This is a genomic window from Verrucomicrobia bacterium S94 (assembly GCA_004299845.1).
Taxonomy (GTDB): Bacteria; Verrucomicrobiota; Kiritimatiellia; order Kiritimatiellales; family Pontiellaceae; genus Pontiella.
Genome location: CP036201.1, coordinates 3,949,930 through 3,968,393, shown reverse-complemented (window position 1 = coordinate 3,968,393; position 18,464 = coordinate 3,949,930). Strand labels below are relative to the sequence as shown.

Below are 18,464 nucleotides of genomic sequence, written 5' to 3'. Positions count from 1 at the left end.
CCCTTTTCTCCGACGAGTAATGGTTCCCATTCTCGAAAGGGGAAAAGCTCAAATGATGTCAGGAGAAACCTACAAGGCGCAGAGAGTGTGGAGCCGTTTATGACTGAATTTCTCTGCGTTCTCAGCGCCTCTGCGCGGGATCAAATTTATACCGGATAGTTTTAACGTTTGGTATCAGCCAGCCCGGTGAACTCATTGCCGGAAACCGGGGTGCGGAAATTCGAACTTTAAAGCCTCCGGCAGACGCTGAAAAATGGAACACAGCAAACTACAGCAGTGACAGCGCATCCACATCGATACTCACTGCCACCCCTTTCGGCAAACGCATCCGGCTTTGCACATAGCGGATCGGCTTGGTCATTTTCACGGTATGCTCGCAGCGCAGCATAATCTGGTAGCGCCAGTGCCCCTTAGCCTTCGCCAGCGGTGCCGGCATCGGCGGAACCGCATTAACCGACTCCGGAAGGATCGGCTCCAATGATTTAAAAAACTGATCCGCCGCCGACATCACATCGATTTCCGACTCGCCTTTAAACGTGAGCAGCACCAGATGCGAAAACGGTGGATAACCCAGCTCACGGCGGAATTCGAGATCCTGCGAACAGAAACCCTCATAGTCCAGACTCCGTGCCGCCTGAATCGCCGGATGGTGTGGAGTATACGCCTGCACAATCACCTCTCCGGCTTTTTCGCCGCGCCCGGCCCGCCCGGCCACCTGCGTCAGCAGTTGGAAGGTCCGCTCACCCGCCCGGAAATCCGGCACCTGCAGCGACATATCCGCATATAAAACCCCCACCAGCGTAACATTCGGAAAATCCAGCCCCTTGGCAATCATCTGCGTCCCCAGCAGAATATCGAGTTTTCCGGTCTTAAACTTATCCAGCACGGTACGGTAGGAATCCTTTTTGCGCATCGTATCGGAATCCATGCGTGCCACCCGTGCGTTCGGACACAGTTTTTCAAGAATCTCTTCTATTTTCTGCGTGCCCATCCCGGAATACTTGAAATTGAGGTCTCCGCAGTTCGGACAACGGCCCGGTACCTTTTCCTCCCGGCCGCAGATATGACACATCAGTTTGCCGGCCCGCTTATGATAGGTCATCGAAATACTGCACTCCGTGCACTCCGCCACATAGCCGCACACTTCACACTGGATCGACGAAGAAAAACCGCGGCGGTTCAGAAAGAGAATCACCTGCTCGCCCTGATTCAGCCGGTCATAAATCCCCTGCACCAACTCCGATGAAAAAATCGTAGGGCGCCCCTCTTTCTCCGCCTCAATCCGCATATCGACCACGCGCATCAGCGGCATCGACCGGTCATCCACACGCTGCAGCATTTCCGCCAGCTCATACCGGCCGTTCTTTACATTCGCAAACGATTCGAGCGCAGGAGTCGCCGAACCCAGCACCACACAGCAGTTCTCCAGATGGCCGCGCATTACCGCCACATCGCGTGCATTATAGCGCGGCGATTCATCCTGCTTATACGTCGGTTCGTGCTCCTCATCCACGACAATCAGGCCGACATTCTCCACCGGAGCAAAAAGTGCCGACCGCGCACCGATGGCAATCTGCGCCTTGCCGTCGCGGATCCGATGCCATTCATCATGCCGCTCGCCATCCGACAAACTTGAATGCAGCACCGCCACACAATCGCCGAAGCGAGCCCGGAACCGATCCACAGTTTGCGGCGTCAGCGATATTTCAGGCACCAGCACAATGGCACCCTGCCCTTTATCCAGCGCATGCTGCAGTGCCTGCAGATAAACCTCGGTTTTACCGCTGCCCGTCACACCGTGCAGCAGGACCGGTTTCGGCTTTTCCAGATCCATTGACGCACAGATTTTGTCCAGCGCCGTCTTCTGCTCCGGCATCAGGTCAAACGGCTCTGTGCGCAGCAGCTCCATTCCGGCATGCGGATCACGCTGGACGATCTCTTCCGAAATCGTAACCAGCCCCTTTTTTTCCAATGTCCTGATCGGCGATTCCGTGCAGCCGGCCCGTTCACACAATTCCGAAACCGACAGACTCCCATGCTGTTCCAGCGTCTGAAACACCGCATCCTGAAGCGCAGTAATCCGCTCGGGCACCTGCCCTGTCAAAGAAACAAAACGCTGTTTTTTATGCCGCGCACCGTGTTTCCGGACAGCACTGGGCAGCACGGTACGGACAGCCTGTTCGATAGGCGCGCAGTAGTAGTCGGCAATCCAATAGGCGAGCTTCATAATTTCATCAGGAATCAGCGGTTTGTCCCCAACCACGCCGCTGATCGCCTTCAGCTTGTCTGCAAATGCCGAATGGTTGGCCAGACCGACCACAAATCCGCGCAGTTCCCGTCCGTTAAACGGAACCGTAACCTGCGCCCCGATCCTGATCACCGACTGCAGATGCGCTGGAATCGTGTAATCAAATTCCCGGTCAAGCGAAATTTCAACCACTACTTTTGCAATATGTGCCATAAGCCGCACAATGTAGTTTCCAAATGCTGGAAAGGCACGAAAAAAGCCGCCACCGCTTGATTTGGACCTCGCGGTCAGTAAAATCCGCCGAATGATCCAGACATTGAAAATCGATAAAAAAAAGCCGGATCCGCAGATTCTGACCCAAGCCCGCGATGTGCTGTGTGCGGGCGGACTCGTGATTGTACCGACAGAGACGGTTTACGGCATCGCCTGCGACCCTGCAGTTTCCGGTGCTATGGATAAACTGATCCGAGCCAAAGGCCGCGACGGCGGCAAACCGGTTGCCCGTCTTGCCGCTGACGGCGGGCAGGTGAAGGCGGCGGCCAGGCATTGGAACCCCGGACTCGATGCACTGGCGGAAAAATGGTGGCCGGGGCCGTTGACCCTCATTGTGGAAACCGACGGCGGCTGGACGGGCTACCGCGTCCCCAACCACGCTGTACCGGTGGAACTGGCGAAACAGTGCGGCCGCACGCTCGCGCTCACCAGTGCCAACCTCAGCGGCGAACCCGACACCAAAACCGCGCAGGAGGCCATCGCCTCCGTCAAGGCAGACCTCGTGCTCGATTCCGGCCCGTCCGCTGCCGCAGCGATTCCGAGCACCGTGGTCCGCGTGGACGGGGAAAAAATCGAATGCCTTCGTGAAGGACGTCTTCCAATGGCCGAAATCGAAGCGGTATTTTTCCAGGGATTGGAACGATGAACATGATTTTATTTATCTGTACCGGAAATACCTGCCGCAGCCCGATGGCGGAAGCCCTCTTCCTGCATCGGCAGGGCGATATGGGCTGGAAGGCCTGCAGTGCCGGAATTTTTGCGGAATCAGGGGCTCCGGCCAGCCCCAATTCTGTTAAAGCCCTGGCAGAAATCGGCATCGATATCTCCGGCCATCGAAGTCAGCCTCTTACTCCGGTTCTGGTTGAAGAAGCCGACCTCATCGTGGCTATGTCGGCCGGACACGCCGCGCACATCCGCGACCGCTTTCCGGAGGTTGGAAACAAAGTTTTCTTGATTAACGCCTTCGGAACATCGAAAGTCCCCGCCGATGTTTCCGATCCGTTCGGCGGATCGCTAAACACTTACAAACAAACGCGTGATGAAATTGATCGGGCCCTTTCGGACCTGATCCTTTTTATTCGCGAGAATCAAAAGAAGGCCTAGGCATTCTTTTGCAGTTATTAGTTAGTCGTTACTGGCAACCGGGAAAATCCGTTTTCGCGGACCGCCAATAACCAATAACCATTAACCGGAAGGGTAAACACCTTCCTCAATAAGGAACGCTTTTATGAAGATTGCAATTGGTTCAGATCACGGCGGTTATACGCTTAAAACCAAAGTTGCCGAAATTCTGCAGAATAAGGGAGTCGTCGTGGAAGACCTCGGCTGCGACAGCACCGAATCGGTCGATTATTCCGATTATGCCGCCGCTGTGGCCAACGAGGTTTCCAACGCCGCCGTGGATCAGGGCATTATCTGCTGCACCACCGGTATCGGCATGAGCATCACGGCCAATAAATTCCCGCGCGTCCGTGCCGCCGTCTGTCTGAATGCCGAAATGGCCACCATGACCCGTTCTCATAACGATGCCAATGTACTGTGTCTTTCCGGAAAATACACGGATGATGCCGACATTGAAGGCATCATCGATGCCTGGCTGAACACAGACTTCGAAGGCGGCCGCCACGAACGCCGCGTGAACAAGATCAAAGACTACGCATCCGAGCACAGCGGCACCATTGCTGTTTATGACGGCGATCCGGAAATTTACGCCGTTCTTAAAAAGGAAGACGAACGCCAGAAGGAAAACCTTGAGCTGATTGCTTCGGAAAACATCGTATCCAAAGCCGTACGTGAAGTCTCCGGATCCCGCCTGACCAATAAATATGCGGAAGGCTACCCGGCGAAACGCTGGTACAACGGCTGCGAATGGGTCGATGAAGCGGAGCGCCTGGCCATTGACCGGGCAAAGGAAATCTTCGGGGCTGAGCACGCCAATGTTCAGCCGCACCATGGTTCCGGTGCCAATATGGCCGTTTACTATGCCATGCTGAATCCGGGGGATACCATCCTCGCGATGAGCCTCGCTGAAGGCGGCCACCTTACCCACGGCCATCCGATGAATTTTTCCGGCCGATTCTTCAATATTGTCCCTTACGGCGTGGATAAAGAAACCGAACAGATCGACTACGACAATATTCAGAAACTCGCTGATGAGCATAAACCGAAAATGATCGTCGCCGGCGCGTCAGCCTATTCCCGTATCATCGATTTTAAACGGCTGCGCAAAATCGCTGACAGTTGCGGGGCCTATCTGATGGTGGACATGGCACACATCGCCGGTCTGGTGGCTGCAGGCTGTCACCCGAACCCGGTTCCGTATGCGGAATTCGTGACCACCACCACGCATAAAACACTGCGCGGACCGCGCGGCGGCATGATTCTTTGTCAGGAAAAATTTGCAGCGGATATCGATAAGCAGGTCTTCCCTGGAATCCAGGGCGGACCGCTGATGCACACCATCGCGGCCAAAGCCGTCTGTTTCCACGAAGCCCTGCAGCCTTCCTTTAAAACCTATCAGCAGCAGATCGTGAAAAATGCCCAGGCACTGGCCGCAGCGCTGGAAGATGACGACATCCGTCTGGTTTCCGGCGGAACGGACAACCATTTGATGCTCGTCGACCTGACCCAAACCGGAGTCACCGGTAAGGACGCGGCGATTGCGCTGGATAAAGCGGCAATTACGGTGAATAAGAACGCCATACCGTTTGATACCAAAAGCCCGTTTGTAACTTCCGGAATCCGTATTGGCACACCGGCTGTGACCACCCGCGGTATGAAGGAAGAGGAAATGGTCAAAATTGCCGACTTCATTAAGCGTGCTATCCGTAATGCTGACAACGATACGGTGCTGGCCCAGATTAAAGAAGAGGTCATTGCCCTGACTGCGGCATTCCCGATTCCGTAGAATTTTCCAATCGTTGGAAAAAGAAAAAGCGCCCTCGTTAATGCGGGAGCGCTTTTTCTATGTCAGGAGGAGGAGAAAAAATTATTCGTCGAGTTTGAAAGCGGTCGGAACCACCGTCTGATTGCCCTGAGGGCTGGAAAACAGCTGATAGTTACTGGGCAGGCTCGGATAACGATTGGAAACCACGGCAGCCGATTCGCCGGAAGAATGATAGGTCGCCATCAGATCGCCGGAAGTATAAATGCCCGTTTCCATGGCCGTCTGTCTCGTCGACATTCCCACATACTGCAAACCGAGAAAGGCCAGAAACAGCGCGGCTATTCCGTATTTCGGTTCCGCAAAAAACCAGGGGATACTGAATTCAAGCATATCCAGAAACGGTTTAGGTTTCCGGGCTTGTGCCTGGCGGACTGAGCGCATGATATTCTGCTTATTCCGCGTCATGCGCGAAGGGTCAGGTCGTTCATACGATTTCAGGTGCAGCAGTTGCTGTAATATGAGATCGGCCTGTTCCTCGGCCATCGGTTCTCCAGACTTATTTTCGTCCATCATTTCATGAATTCCGCTAATTCAGTTTGCATTTGTCTTCGGGCATAAAACAGACGCGACCTAACTGTTCCTACCGAAGCCCCCACCACTTTCGCGATTTCCTCATGTGGAATGCCCTGCATATCATGCATCACCACAACGGTTCTGTGCTTCTCAGACAGGTTTTGCAGAGCCTCGTTCAATTTTTTCTGTAATTCCGACAAACTGATGTTTCGAAGCGGCGATCCTTTGGCCGTCATTTCATGATAGACATCATCAAGTTTGATCTCCTGATCGAACGAATCCAGGCTCAGGGCGCGCTTGCGATTCCGCTTTTTCCGGTAGTTGATAGTCTTGTTAACAGCGATACGATAGACCCACGTATAGAAGGAAGATTTTCCTTTAAAACGCGGTAGTGCCTCATAGGCTTTCACGAAAATTTCCTGCGTCAGGTCCTCGGCATCCTCCCGGTTGGAGGTCATGTTGTAGGTCAGCCCGTAAATCTTATCGTGATAACGCTCCACCAGCTGGTCAAACGCATACACATCGCCCTGCTGCGCTTTGAGCACCAGTTCAACATCCGAGGGCCCCTCTTCGGCGACCGGCGTATCCTCGACAGAAACCGCCGCCTCTACGGGAAACGCCTCTTCTTCATCCGGAATTTCTTCCGGCTCCTGATTTACATCACCAACCATAAGTCGAGCCATGTTAATGCATAGCCTCCCCCTTGCGAGTAAAAACATTCAAGACATTCAAAGGATAAATTCCGTTCAATCGTTTCCAGAGAAACGCTCCCCGATTCCCATTTTGGATAGATTATTTACGGAGAGGCGGTTCCTTGCCCAGCGCAGCAAGCACCAGCTTGAGGTCCGCCCAGGCCTCTTTTTTCTTTGATGGATCCCGCAGCAGGTAAGACGGATGGAACGTCGGCATCAGCCGGATTCCGGCATATTCCTGCCACACACCGCGTATTCGTGTAATCCCCACCGGACGCCCCAGAAGCCCTTCCATAGCGGTTCCGCCCAGCCCGACAATGATCTTCGGCTGAATCAGCCTGATCTGCTGACGTAAATACGGCAGGCACATTTCCATCTCTTCCGGTAGCGGTTTCCGGTTTTTCGGCGGGCGGCACTTCACCACATTCCCGATATAAACCTGCTCCCGCGTGTAGCCCATAGCCTCGATCATTTTATCGAGCAGCTTTCCCGCTTTTCCGACAAACGGCCGTCCCTGCGCATCCTCTTCCGCCCCCGGTCCCTCGCCAACAAACATAATATCCGGAGAATCCGCCTTTCCCTCCCCGGCACCGTCGCATTACGGGTTTCACAAAGCGCGCAGTTGGTACAGGCTGAAATATACTTCCCCATCGCCTCCAGGCTCTGGAAATCCTCAGGAATCGGCACCGCCTCCACTTTCAGCGGTTTGTTCTTTTCCACCTCCGGCTCTTTCGCCAAAGCCTCCAGCACAGCGCGATCAACCTCCAGACGCTGAACGCCCTCGTCGCGCTGAAACTTCAGATATTTCTCAATATCCTCCAGCAACCCATAATATGTTGTTTCTTCAGCCATTCCGCAGTTTTTCCAGCAATAAAGCCATATCTTCAAACAACGGCGCCTCAAAAGAAAGCCTTTTCCCCGACACCGGATGACAGAAAGACAGTTTTGCGGCATGCAGCATCTGACGCTCCGGCTCTGCCGGAAGCCGTCCTTTACGCACCCGGCCGTATACCGTATCGCCGACAATCGGATGTTTCAAATGCGCCATATGCACCCGGATCTGGTGCGTTCGCCCCGTCTCGATCTTCACCTGCATCCATGCACACTGCTCAAACTGCTCCAGACATTGAAATGCGGTAATCGCCTCGCGCCCGTCTTCTTTCAATACCGCCTGCTTTTTTCGGTGTACCGGGTGCCGCCCCAGCAATGTTTCAATCCGCCCGTTTTTTGGCGGTTCACCCCAGACCAATGCTACATACTCTTTGTCTGTTTCCCGGGCCTTGAACTGGCGTCGCAGTTCCTGAACAGCCTGCTCGGACTTAGCCACCACCATCACACCGCTCGTGTCTTTGTCCAGCCGATGCACAATACCGGCACGTTCCAGCGTCTGAAAAACCGGATTATAAAAAAGCAGTCCGTGCAGCAGGGTACCCGATGAATTGCCCACAGCCGGATGCACCACCAGACCCGGCGGCTTGTTCAGCACCAGCACGGAATCATCCTCGAAAAGAATTTTCAGCGGAATATCCTCCGGAACAGCGGCCAACGGCGCACGCTCCGGAACAGACCACACGATCTCATCCCCCGTTTTTAACCGCGTATTGGGTTTGCAGGGCTTTCCGTTGACCCGCACAAACTGCTGTTCAATCAGGATTTTCCACTGCGAACGCGATATTTCCTGCATGCCTGCCGAAAGAAAAGCATCCACCCGCTTTTTTGCGCCCGAGCTTTCGACGGTTAAAGATTGTTGATTCGTGTTTTCCATGGCTTCAAGATATCCATTCATTTTGCGGAGAGGATCATGCACATTCAAGCGGAACTTATCTCGATCGGAAACGAACTGCTTAGCGGACAGACACTGAATACTCACGGCCGCGATCTGGGAGCGGCACTTTCAGACATCGGACTAAGCCTGACGCGCGACACCACCATTGGCGACGATATCCCAACCATTGAAACCGCCGTAAAAGAGGCTCTTGAGCGGGTCGATCTCGTTTTTGTGAGCGGCGGCCTCGGTCCCACAATTGATGACATCACACGCGACGCCCTTGCCGAACTGCTCCAGCGTAAAATCATACTCGACTCCGCCACTGTTAAAAAAATTGAACGTTCATTGGAAGACAAAGGCCGGAAAATGTCCCTCGCCGCCACCCGGCAGGCACAGGTGCTTGAAGGGGCCGATGTGCTGAACAACTCTGTCGGCCATGCCCCCGGACAGCGCATCGAAACCGCTGAAGGGAAAATCCTGTTTGTACTGCCCGGACCTCCGAATGAATTCAATGCTATTTTAAACGAAGAAATCCTCCCTCGGCTGAAAATCCGCTATTCCGACATTAAACCGCTGGTTGTGCGCTTTATCCGCACACAGGGCATCGGAGAATCGGATATCGTTACCATCCTTGAAAAAGCAAAGTTCCAGCCTCCGGAAGTCGATCTGGGGTTCTATCCCGGCCAAGGCCGCGTGAAAATCCGCCTCTCCTCCACCGCCGACCACGAAGACCGCGTACTCGCCGCCGTTGCTGAACTGCAGACCCTGCTCGCTGATTTTATTTTCTCCGAATAAGTGCCGCAAACGCACCGTCAGTGCCGGAGTCGGGTGGAAAGGCTTTTCCCGTTTTTACCAGTCTGAAACCGGGATGCTGTGCAATCCAGCGGGTAACCAGCTCTTCATTTTCTTCGGGTTCCAGACTGCAGGTACTGTAAACCAGCCGGCCTTTTTCGTTCAGCAGTCCGGAACACGCCGTCAGAATATCAAACTGCAGTTCCGTAATGCTTTCAATCCGCTCTTCCGTCACCCGCCAGCGCGCATCGGCCCGGCGTTTCAGCACCCCGGTATTCAGACAGGGCACATCGAGCAGAATGGCATCAAATTTCCGGTCATTGGAAAATACGGTTTCCGGTTTCCGGGCATCACCTTTAACAATTTCAATCCAGTCGAGTCTAAGACGCTTCTGATTCTCTTTGAGAACCGAAATGCGATCATCATGCAGATCCATAGCCGTAAGTTCACCTCGCCGATCCATCCGACCGGCCATCATCGCGGTTTTTCCACCGGGTGCAGCACAGGCATCAAGCACCGCCTCGCCGGGACGCGGCGCGAGCAGATCCACCGAAATGGATGTGGCCGGATCCTGCACAGTAAACCAGCCCTCATCGTAGCCGGGCACCTTTTTCACCGGAACACCGCGCGGCAGAACCAGAAAAATCTCTTTATCTGAATAGGGATGCATCAGCGGCTCAATATCGGCTTCGCGCAGTTTATCAATAAATTCGGCGGCATCGACAGCATTCTGCTCAATCCGCAGAATGGTGGCCGCCGGTTCATTGTTCCATTCGGCCAGCGCCACTGCATCGGCTTCGCCATAGGCCTTTTTCCAGCGCTCTATCAGGAATTCAGGATGCGAAAGCCGTATATAATCGGGCTGTTTTTCGAAGGACTTTAAAACTTCCGTTTTTTCCCGCTGTGCGCGGCGGAGCACGGCATTAATCAGCTTGGCCGGGCCCAGACCGCCGGAGCGCTCTTTGGCCGCCTGTACGGTTTCGTTGATGGCGGCATAGTCTTCGACCTCCATAAAGAGAATCTGGTAAAGACCGACCCACAAAACGGCTTTGAAAAAGAGTTTCGGTTCATTTTTTACCCACTGCGTTTCCAGCCATTGAAGAATGAGGCGGTTACGTACAACCCCGTTGACCACTTCGAGAACAAAGGCATGGTCCTGCTTCAGTTTTGCGAGACTGCGGTCGGGAAAACGCTGGTTTTCCAGCCATTGGTAAACGATTTCTGCGGCGGTGAGACGGCTGTTTTTCTGTTTTTTCATAAATTTTTCCTGAAAAGCGTGCGCACTCTACCGAATTTACAATCATTGAAAAGCCCCGCAATTTGCAAATCAGAACTTTTCAGCGGCGAACGACCCCACAACAAAATAACAAACACTTTAAAGCTCAAACAAATGCCAAACAACCTGTGGCACATGAAATGCTGCAATGGCCGGCATTCCAATACCCCGAAAAACAAACAGATAAACCGTTAAGGGAGCACTTGTTAACATGAAAACGAAGATGACACCAATGGTATCATGGAGTGTATGGGCTGTCGGCCTGTCACTGGTGATGGGCCTTGTAACCCGGCACCACCTGATTGCAGGGTTTTCAGCAGATAAAACCGGAATGAGTTATGTGATTACCGCACTGTTTCTGGCAGGGCTGGTGGTTTCATTCCTTTCCGCAAAAAAACTGCACGACGAATGGGACGTTCTGTCCCATATCAACCGAACCAATGCACTGCCGAAATCGAACAACCGGAACGATATTGCATCCGTTTTTCAGCGTTTATCCGAAGATAAGGAAAAAGGAGAACCGGTTGATATTCACACGGCGATTGACACCTACCACTCCAAACACAATTCGCGCGTACGCTCCGTATCCATTATGGCCGCACTGGTTATTTCGATGGGGTTGCTTGGCACCGTTGTCGGCCTGATTATGTCAATCTCCGGTCTGGGTGCGATGGTAGAAAACATCGGCCTGTCCAAAGAAGGTATGATGGATGCCATGCGCCAGACCTTTTCCGGTATGGGAACCGCTTTCTATACGACCTTCTTCGGGGCGCTTGCCGGTCTCATTCTGCGTGCCGTAGCGGTTTCACAATTGAATTCGCTCTCTGAACTCTGCTCCGAAGCAGCAGAATATGCAGACAGAAATCTCGCGGTTAAACTGGAAAGCCATGAAGAAGCACTGAACCAGCAGGTGACCAAACTCATTTCCAGCTTTGAACATATGCAGATCGAAATCAATGCCCTTACCGGCCGTATCTCCGAATCTATTCAGGATTCCCTTTCCATGTTCAGAACCTCGATTACCGAAGTGGGCGAACATGCCATGAGCACGACCCGGGAAGCGGTAACCGGTATGACCGAGCAGATGGGCGCTTTCAACGAAAGTATTGAAGAATCCCTGAATTCGTATAACGCACTGATTGCCGAAGCCGGAACCGGTGTGCAGGAATCCATCAGTACTGTAAGTGAAGCTATTGTCCGGTCTGGCGAAACACTGGAGGAATCCTTTGACACCCTGAACGAAACGCTGGCGGAATCGGGCCGGAAAATCGATGATTCATTCGATGGCCTCGGCAATGCCGTTCAGCAGGCCGGCAATGCCGTCTCGGGTTCTCTTGCAGACTTTAAACTGTCGGTCGACGACACCGCTCTTGAGCTCAATGATGCCGTTGGCAAACTGCATGCCTCCATCAGTGAAGCGACCGGGGAAATGGTTTCCATGAACAAAGCGAAACTGGATGCTGAAGCCTTGCAGATTGCCGGTCAGCTCTCGACTGCCGCTGAATCCATTCAGCATTTTCTGAGTGCGAAAAACGCAGATAACGAAAGTCAGAAGGTGGCGTAATGCGTGCGACAGTCCGTCATGAAGCCTCATCCGACAGCGAAGGGATCTATGAATCCTTCTCCGATATGGTGCTCTGCACAGTGATTGTGCTGATTACCCTCGTGGTGGTGCTGGCACTCAATGTAGTGGAACAGCTCAATGTCTATGTCGAGCCGAACCACTTCACCGGCGGCGCAACCCGCCCCTGGCTCTACCTCCAGGCGGAGCAGGCCGATTATTCGAAAACGTCGGCAGAAAGTCTCTCCATGGAGCGCGCTGTATATGGCAGCCATCCGTTTGTGATGGTTAACCTTTTCAGCCCCTCCTCAGCTCAGGCGGTCACAACCGTGGAAAACGGCCGGACCGTATCCGCCAAAGAAGGTCAGTCCTTCCTCGGGCAGGCCGACCTGAGCGCCTATAATTTCCTGCAGCTGGCCGCCGGCATTGATCCGGGCTCCTTCCTGGTTGACGGTCAACGGACCTCTTTGCTGCTGCCTAAGTTTTCGCACAAGGACATCCTGCTGGAGACCGGAGTAAAGAACGGCTATATTGCCAAACCGGACAACGACCTCGCTCTGCGCACCATGGCACTGGCCTGGCCCGTATTCGGCAATCAGCTCTATCCCCGCCGCGCAGCACAGGACTATCTGGACGCCCGCACCAAAATCTATATTGAAGTGCTCGACTCCCCCGGCGATCAGCACCGCATCATGATTGGACATCATGTTTTCACGCTTCCGCAGGATGTAGAAAACGGTCGCCTGGGGTGGTTGGCCGGTTTCTCTTCCGGCCTCACTGAGATGGTCTATCTCGGCAAGGCCTGGAGCGACCCCGTACAGAAAACCAATAAGCGAATCGCTTTCTTTGAAGAAAACGGTTTCCCGGAAGCAGCGGAAGCCTACCGCCATTTCAGCTATCCGCCGACGATGACGGATTTGCAGAAAACCAAAGTCCGTACACTGGCTGATCTCCGACCGGATATCAGCGCAGAAAAGCTGGCACAGTATGTCCGTAATGCGGAAGCACAGCAACGTATTTCAGCCGCTATTGTGAATGGATCCTCAGCCCGTTCTGTGCTGCCTCCGCTGCTCGCACATAAGGAGGCCTGGCAAGCCTACATTGAATTCTGCACGCAAGCGGAAATCGACAATACACCGCCGGAATGGCTGATGAGCGAATTCCTGGTTCCGCTCGGCTTCGATCAGGCCGTTATACGCGGACTGCGCGACGACTAATTGAAAAGCGATCCGGGAAACTTTTCAAGGGGCAGTTCGACATCGAACTGCCCTTCTTCGTATTCCAATGTAAAACGAACCGTGTCGCCCACTGACTTACTGAAAATAATACGGTCAATATCCTCAACACTCTCGACCTTCCTGCCATCCACCGCCAGAACCGATGTTCCGGGAATCAGCTCCGCCCGGGAAGCCGGTGTATTATTCCAGACCTGGTCAATATAGGCTCCCGTTCCGCCATACATCTCATCGCGATAGGCCTGATCCTTATTCCTGAAAGTCACACCAATCCACGGCCACTCATGCTTACCGGTTTCAATAATCGATTTTGCAACCACCATCGCCAGATTTGAAGGAACCGCAAAAGCAATACCGACACCTTTCTGCTGATCATCCGTCTTTTTCGCCGTATTAATGCCGATCATCCGTCCATCCGCATCCACCAGAGGCCCGCCACTGTTGCCTTCATTGATGGCCGCATCGGTCTGGATAAAATCCTCATAAGGCAGAATATCAACCTTCCGCCCTTTGGAACTCACATGCCCCACCGTTGCCGTGCGTTGCAGGCTGAACGGGGAACCGATCGCAATCGCCACTTCTCCCACCCGCACGCGATCCGAATCGCCGAACTCAACCGCCGGACAGTCATTCCCGGCATCCTTGATTTTCAGAACCGCCAGATCCGTAGCTTTATCATACCCCACCACCACAGCACTCATCCGGGTTCCATCGTTCAGAATCACCTCACCGCCAACCGCATTTTCAATGACATGCCAACTGGTCAGCACATGGCCCTGCTCATCAATGATTACACCGGACCCCTCTCCCTTATTGTGCTCTTCAACATTTCTATATCCCTGGTAAATCCCAAAGGGATCCAGCGCAACCCGCTCCCGTTTCAGCGTCAGGTTCTGCGTACGGATCACCACCACGGACGGCATCACTTTGTCAATGGCATCCGCAATCGCATCGCTGTATGCCCGCGCCGGATTATGCGCCGAAACCGGCCGCTGCCGCGGAGTGAAATGCGACTCGGGAATATCCGTACGCCGATGAGCCGGCTCTTCAGAAGTCCGCTGACGGTTCAGCGCCGAAATGAAAGCACTGCCTACCATCAGCACGCAAAAACCGATCAGCACTGTTCTTTGACGCGTCATCTACTCTTCCACCTCAAACGGGACTTCCTGCAGCTCCCCATCCTTTTTCACAAGCTTTTCAATCTTCTGCTCAACCTCATTAAGCTTCTTCGTGCAGACCTCAACCAGTTTCGACCCCTCTTCGAAATGTTTAATCATCTCCTCCAGACTCAGCTCTCCGCTCTCCATCTGATCAACCAGTTCCTCCAGCCGCTCCAGCGACTGCTCGAAATCAACACTCTTTTTCTCAGCCATAATATATCTCCCGGTCCCGTTGCTTACCCTTTTTCCGTAATATTGGAAACCACTTTTCCATCCGCCAGCTGCGTCACCAGAACATCTCCGATCTTCACATCCTCCGCCGACCGTACCACCGCTCCATCCGGCGTTCGTGTCAGACTGTATCCCCGCCCCAGAACCGCCAGCGGATTCAGCATACGCAACTGACTTTCCAGCGACTGGAATTTCTGGCGGCTCCGCTCCGACCGTCGCTGCATTTCATGGCGCATTACCATACTCAATTCGTCGACCCGTTGATGCGCCTGCAGCACGCTCGACTCCAGCAGATGCTCCATCCGAACCGCTGAACGTTCCAGCCGCTGAAAAATTGCCTGCGATTCCAGTTTAAGCAGATCCCCCATCCGGGTTTCCAACGAAAGAATACGCTGCCGATACTGCTTCACCAGCACTTCCGGCTCGCGGAAAACATACGAATGCGCCGCCCGGCTAAGCCGCAGTTGAAAATCCCTGAACATCCGAACCAGACCGTCATTCAACCGACGCTGATACAGCAAAAGTTCAGCCTCCAGCTCTCCCTTTTCCCGCACTGCCAGCTCCGCCGCGGCCGACGGCGTCGGCGCCCGGACATCCGCCACAAAATCCGCAATGGTAAAATCAATCTCGTGCCCCACCGCCGAAATCACCGGAATTTCAGAAGCGGCAATGGCACGGGCCACCACCTCCTCATTGAACGCCCAGAGATCCTCTATACTTCCGCCCCCTCGCCCGACAATCATCACATCAATATCATGCCGTGAATTCAGATAGGCAATCGACTTAGCAATACCCTGCGCCGCGCCGCCTCCCTGCACTTTAGCCGGAATCAGAAGAACCTGAATATTGAGAAAACGCCTCGTCAATACGTTGATAATATCGCGGATCGCCGCACCGGTCGGCGATGTCACCACACCGATTTTTGCCGGGAGAACCGGCAGCACTTTCTTCCGCTCTTCTGAAAACAACCCCTCAGCGTCCAGCTTAGCCTTCAGCTTTTCAAACTGCTCCTGGAGATTTCCCTTGCCGGCCTCCTCCATTTTCGAAGCAATCAGCTGATACCGCCCGCTCGCCTCATACAGACTCGGCCGTGCCAGCAGCTGCACCTGCATGCCGTCTTTCGGGCGAAAAGTCACACCGGCATTATCCCGCGCAAACATCGCGCACGAAACCGCAGCCCCGGCGTCTTTCAGCGTAAAATACCAGTGCCCGCTGGAATGGATGGTGACGCGCGAAAGTTCACCTTCCACCCAAACCTCGCCCATGGCCGACTCCAGCACCATCCGCGCCTTGCGGTTGATCTCGGAAACCGAATAGATCTGGCGTTGTTCGGCCATCGTCAGAGGGAGATTCGTATGCGTTCGATGGAATTGGCTTTACCGGTTTTCATATCGACATCCACAATGGCCCCTTCAAGTGCCGGGTCGCCTTTGGCAACATCGAATTTCTGCGGCACTCCGGTAAGGAATTTTTTTATGACGGGCTCAACCTCACGGCCCAGCACCGAATCCTGAGGACCGGTCATGCCCAGATCGGTCATATACGCTGTCCCATTCGGGAAAATGCGGTTATCCGACGTCTGGCAATGTGTATGTGTTCCGGTAACGGACGTCACACGACCATCCAGAAAACGGCCCATCGCCATACGTTCCGAAGAGGCTTCCCCATGAAAATCCACAAAAATCACTTTATCGGAACTGAGCTGACCCTTTAACAGACGGTCGACGGTCTGAAACGGGCAGTCATAGCCCGGCTGCATAAAGACACGGCAGACCAGCTGCAGCACAACCAGCGGACCCTCCGGAGTTTCAACCCGAACCCAGCCTTTGCCCGGCGCACTTTTCGGAAAGTTAGCCGGGCGGATAATCCGCTCCTCCATATCAATCCCGGCAACCATATCTCTGCTGTCCCAGGCATGATCGCCCAGAATCATCACATCGGCACCGGCATCCAGAATGGCATGGGCGATATCGGGGGTCGGACCGCGGCCCGACGCGGCATTCTCGCCGTTGGCGATAACGAAATCCACCCGCCCCTCATTTCTGAGCTGTGCGGCCACCTGGGTGAATGCGTTCCGTCCCGGCTTCCCGACGATATCTCCAACCAGTAAAACATTCATAAATTCCTCATTTCCACTAATCGGAACGCAGTCTACAGAAAACCCGCCTCCATTCAAGCAGGAGGGTGCGGCTCAGTCTGCAAGAGCGTTTCACGAATGACAGGAAACCGCACACCGTTTCCCCCGGACCGGAATCAGTAGGTTTTAATTTCGATATCGGTCACCGGTTCGCAGCAGCACGGAAGAATCTCACCCTCACGGACATAGGCGAGCGGCGGCCCGGCCGGATATTTCACCACACCGCGCAGCAGCTTGACCCGGCAGGTTCCGCAAATTCCGGCCCGGCAATGGCTGTGCATTTCAAGCCCCCGCTTTTCAAGACAGTCAAGTACATTGAGCTCATCCGCCTCCTCATAGACAAACGGCTTCAGTTTTTCATCCACATGAATCAGGTGCGGCATAAGGGTTGAACTCTCTTTCTAACCTGCGGCATGAGGTAGAGCTCGCCCGCCGGGCGAGCTTATGCACGCGTGCCGCTCAGCGAACTTTGGCGCGCCCTACCTGACGCCCGATTCACATTACAGCTCAAAACCATCAAAATCAGAACTGTCAACCGCGGAATCCACCTGTCCCACAAGGTAGGACGAAATCTCCGCTTCCTGCGGGGCCACCTGAACATTGTCGCTGACCAGATAGGCATTCATCCACGGTAGCGGATTGGTTTTGATATCGAACGGTGCATCATACCCGATGGCCAGCATGCGCTGGTTGCTGATATATTCAACATACTGTTTCAGGATATCCGCATTCATACCGATCATGGAACCGTCTTTGAAAAGATAATCGGCCCAGGCTTTTTCCTGATCCACCACATCGAGAAACAGGGACCGGCCGGCATCATGCAGTTCTGCGGCAATATCCGCCATTTCGGGATCATCGCGGCCGTCGGCCCAGAGATTCAGTATGTGCTGGGTGCCGGTCAGATGCAGCGCTTCATCGCGGGCAATCAGTTTGATGATTTTTGCATTTCCTTCGAGCAGCTCACGCTCGGAAAAAGCAAAGGAACAGGCAAAAGACACATAGAACCGGATGGCTTCCAGCGAGTTGATGGCGCAGATCGCCAGATAAAGGCGTTTTTTCAGTTCACGCTTTGTCACATGAATGGTCCGGCCCTCAACCGAAAACGTTCCTTCACCCTGCGAATGATAGATATGCGACATCAGAATGATTTCATCAAAATGGCGGGTGATATCTTTGGCCCGCTCCACAATATTCTCGTTTACGACAATATCCTCAAAAACCCCGCTGGGATCGGAAAAAAGATTCCGCAGAATATGCGTATAGGAGCGGGAGTGAATGGTTTCCGCAAAGGCCCAGGTTTCCACCCACGTCTCCAGCTCGGGCAGCGAGACCAGCGGCAGCAGGCAGACATTCACCGACCGCGCGGCCACGGAATCGAGCAGCGTCTGATATTTCAGGTTGGAAATAAAAATGTGCCGCTCGGAATCCGTCAGCGACTGCCAGTCAGCACGGTCCTTCGAAATATCCACCTCTTCCGGCCGCCAGAAAAAGGACAGCTGTTTTTCGATGATACTTTCAAAGATGGGATGGCGTTGCTGGTCGAAGCGCGAAACATTCACACTGTTACCCAGAAACATCGGCTCTTCCAGTGCATTATTCTTATGTTGTCGGAATGTTGAAAAGGCCAT

General features: G+C 53.8%; 19 protein-coding genes. 6 read left to right on the top strand and 13 right to left on the bottom strand.

From position 1 onward, the window contains the following. Positions 1-268 precede the first annotated feature (268 nt). On the bottom strand, positions 269-2,461 hold the full coding sequence (priA, locus tag EGM51_17450; GenBank protein ID QBG49094.1) for a primosomal protein N': 2,193 nt from the start codon (positions 2,459-2,461) through the stop codon (positions 269-271). A 91-nt stretch (positions 2,462-2,552) separates the two neighbouring features. On the opposite strand from priA, the gene EGM51_17445 reads away from it, so the two are divergent. The 3 genes from EGM51_17445 (at position 2,553) to rpiB (ending at position 5,429) form a co-directional block, all read left to right on the top strand. Then, positions 2,553-3,167, top strand: a complete 615-nt coding sequence (locus EGM51_17445; protein ID QBG49093.1) for a Sua5/YciO/YrdC/YwlC family protein — start codon at positions 2,553-2,555, stop codon at positions 3,165-3,167. Continuing rightward, complete coding sequence (locus EGM51_17440) at positions 3,164-3,625, top strand: low molecular weight protein arginine phosphatase (protein QBG49092.1); 462 nt, start codon at positions 3,164-3,166, stop codon at positions 3,623-3,625. Before EGM51_17445 ends, EGM51_17440 begins: the two co-directional genes overlap by 4 nt. Positions 3,626-3,749: 124 nt before the next feature. After that, positions 3,750-5,429 (top strand): ribose 5-phosphate isomerase B, encoded by a 1,680-nt coding sequence (gene rpiB / locus EGM51_17435; GenBank protein QBG49091.1) that lies wholly within the window; start codon positions 3,750-3,752, stop codon positions 5,427-5,429. An 81-nt stretch (positions 5,430-5,510) separates the two neighbouring features. On the opposite strand, the gene EGM51_17430 is transcribed toward rpiB, so the two are convergent. From EGM51_17430 to EGM51_17410, 5 genes are all read right to left on the bottom strand, one after another. Continuing rightward, the gene (locus tag EGM51_17430; protein ID QBG49090.1) at positions 5,511-5,981 is read right to left on the bottom strand and encodes a hypothetical protein; all 471 of its coding nucleotides are present in this window, start codon (positions 5,979-5,981) and stop codon (positions 5,511-5,513) included. Further along, entirely contained in the window at positions 5,978-6,652 is a 675-nt protein-coding gene (locus EGM51_17425) for a sigma-70 family RNA polymerase sigma factor (GenBank protein ID QBG49341.1), read from the bottom strand. The genes EGM51_17430 and EGM51_17425 overlap by 4 nt, the downstream gene beginning before the upstream one ends. Positions 6,653-6,773: 121 nt before the next feature. After that, positions 6,774-7,229, bottom strand: coding sequence for a uracil-DNA glycosylase (locus EGM51_17420; GenBank protein QBG49089.1), 456 nt, complete (start codon positions 7,227-7,229; stop codon positions 6,774-6,776). Continuing rightward, a complete protein-coding gene (locus tag EGM51_17415; GenBank protein QBG49088.1) occupies positions 7,142-7,525 on the bottom strand; it encodes a hypothetical protein in 384 nt (127 codons plus the stop codon). The genes EGM51_17420 and EGM51_17415 overlap by 88 nt, the downstream gene beginning before the upstream one ends. Beyond that, complete coding sequence (locus EGM51_17410) at positions 7,518-8,438, bottom strand: RluA family pseudouridine synthase (protein QBG49340.1); 921 nt, start codon at positions 8,436-8,438, stop codon at positions 7,518-7,520. Before EGM51_17410 ends, EGM51_17415 begins: the two co-directional genes overlap by 8 nt. Positions 8,439-8,474: 36 nt before the next feature. Here EGM51_17410 and EGM51_17405 point away from each other — a divergent pair, with 36 nt between their 5' ends. Beyond that, positions 8,475-9,236, top strand: a complete 762-nt coding sequence (locus EGM51_17405; GenBank protein ID QBG49087.1) for a competence/damage-inducible protein A — start codon at positions 8,475-8,477, stop codon at positions 9,234-9,236. On the opposite strand, the gene rsmB is transcribed toward EGM51_17405, so the two are convergent. Further along, positions 9,220-10,491, bottom strand: coding sequence for a 16S rRNA (cytosine(967)-C(5))-methyltransferase RsmB (gene rsmB / locus EGM51_17400; GenBank protein ID QBG49086.1), 1,272 nt, complete (start codon positions 10,489-10,491; stop codon positions 9,220-9,222). The two genes, EGM51_17405 and rsmB, sit on opposite strands and share 17 nt — an antisense overlap. A 229-nt stretch (positions 10,492-10,720) precedes the next feature. Here rsmB and EGM51_17395 point away from each other — a divergent pair, with 229 nt between their 5' ends. Beyond that, positions 10,721-12,073, top strand: coding sequence for a hypothetical protein (locus EGM51_17395; protein QBG49085.1), 1,353 nt, complete (start codon positions 10,721-10,723; stop codon positions 12,071-12,073). Then, complete coding sequence (locus EGM51_17390; protein ID QBG49084.1) at positions 12,073-13,287, top strand: hypothetical protein; 1,215 nt, start codon at positions 12,073-12,075, stop codon at positions 13,285-13,287. The genes EGM51_17395 and EGM51_17390 overlap by 1 nt, the downstream gene beginning before the upstream one ends. Here the strand turns inward: EGM51_17390 and EGM51_17385 are convergent. The 6 genes from EGM51_17385 to EGM51_17360 all read right to left on the bottom strand — a co-directional run bounded on the left by EGM51_17385 (position 13,284) and on the right by EGM51_17360 (position 18,464). Further along, entirely contained in the window at positions 13,284-14,444 is a 1,161-nt protein-coding gene (locus tag EGM51_17385) for a trypsin-like serine protease (GenBank protein QBG49083.1), read from the bottom strand. The two genes, EGM51_17390 and EGM51_17385, sit on opposite strands and share 4 nt — an antisense overlap. After that, entirely contained in the window at positions 14,445-14,678 is a 234-nt protein-coding gene (locus tag EGM51_17380) for an exodeoxyribonuclease VII small subunit (GenBank protein ID QBG49082.1), read from the bottom strand. Positions 14,679-14,701: 23 nt separating this feature from the next. After that, positions 14,702-16,033, bottom strand: a complete 1,332-nt coding sequence (locus EGM51_17375) for an exodeoxyribonuclease VII large subunit (GenBank protein ID QBG49081.1) — start codon at positions 16,031-16,033, stop codon at positions 14,702-14,704. A gap of 2 nt (positions 16,034-16,035) precedes the next feature. Continuing rightward, entirely contained in the window at positions 16,036-16,815 is a 780-nt protein-coding gene (locus EGM51_17370; protein ID QBG49080.1) for a TIGR00282 family metallophosphoesterase, read from the bottom strand. Between the two features lie 134 nt (positions 16,816-16,949). Then, positions 16,950-17,216, bottom strand: coding sequence for a 2Fe-2S iron-sulfur cluster binding domain-containing protein (locus tag EGM51_17365; protein QBG49079.1), 267 nt, complete (start codon positions 17,214-17,216; stop codon positions 16,950-16,952). A gap of 117 nt (positions 17,217-17,333) precedes the next feature. Then, on the bottom strand, positions 17,334-18,464 hold the full coding sequence (locus EGM51_17360; GenBank protein QBG49078.1) for a ribonucleotide-diphosphate reductase subunit beta: 1,131 nt from the start codon (positions 18,462-18,464) through the stop codon (positions 17,334-17,336).